Source organism: Candidatus Rickettsia tasmaniensis (genome assembly GCF_036857515.1).
GTDB classification, from domain to species: Bacteria; Pseudomonadota; Alphaproteobacteria; order Rickettsiales; family Rickettsiaceae; genus Rickettsia; species Rickettsia rickettsii.
Genome location: NZ_JAQCNX010000097.1, coordinates 1 through 514, shown reverse-complemented (window position 1 = coordinate 514; position 514 = coordinate 1). Strand labels below are relative to the sequence as shown.

Here is a 514-nt window from a genome sequence, read left to right as displayed (position 1 = left end):
GTTGTTCATATGTTCCCTATTATGTCATTTTGCATTTGTAATAGGCACTAGCGGTACGGTTTTTATGTCATTCCTGCGAAAGCAGGAATGACATAATAGGGAACATATGAACAACAACTACACAAAATTAGAAAACGAATTTGCAACCATCTCACATTTTAATAATATCTTGAGCATATTATACATCCCAGTATAATATGCTCAAGATATTATTAAAATGTGAGATGGTTGCAAATTCGTTTTCTAATTTTGTGTAGTTGTTGTTCATATGTTCCCTATTATGTCATTTTGCATTTGTAATAGGCACTAGCGGTACGGTTTTTATGTCATTCCTGCGAAAGCAGGAATGACATAATAGGGAACATATGAACAACAACTACACAAAATTAGAAAACGAATTTGCAACCATCTCACATTTTAATAATATCTTGAGCATATTATACATCCCAGTATAATATGCTCAAGATATTATTAAAATGTGAGATGGTTGCAAATTCGTTTTCTAATTTTGTGT

General features: G+C 31.7%; 3 pseudogenes. 2 read left to right on the top strand and 1 reads right to left on the bottom strand.

Annotated elements, in window-relative coordinates:
• Positions 1-106: 106 nt before the first annotated feature.
• A pseudogene (locus O6R16_RS08180) lies at positions 107-184 on the top strand (carboxypeptidase); the annotation flags it as partial.
• Here O6R16_RS08180 and O6R16_RS08175 read toward each other — a convergent pair.
• A pseudogene (locus O6R16_RS08175) lies at positions 182-268 on the bottom strand (carboxypeptidase); the annotation flags it as partial. The pseudogenes O6R16_RS08180 and O6R16_RS08175 overlap by 3 nt on opposite strands.
• Before the next feature lie 97 nt (positions 269-365).
• Between O6R16_RS08175 and O6R16_RS08170 the strand changes: the two are divergent.
• Positions 366-443, top strand: a pseudogene (locus O6R16_RS08170) (carboxypeptidase); the annotation flags it as partial.
• Between the last annotated feature and the right edge of the window lie 71 nt (positions 444-514).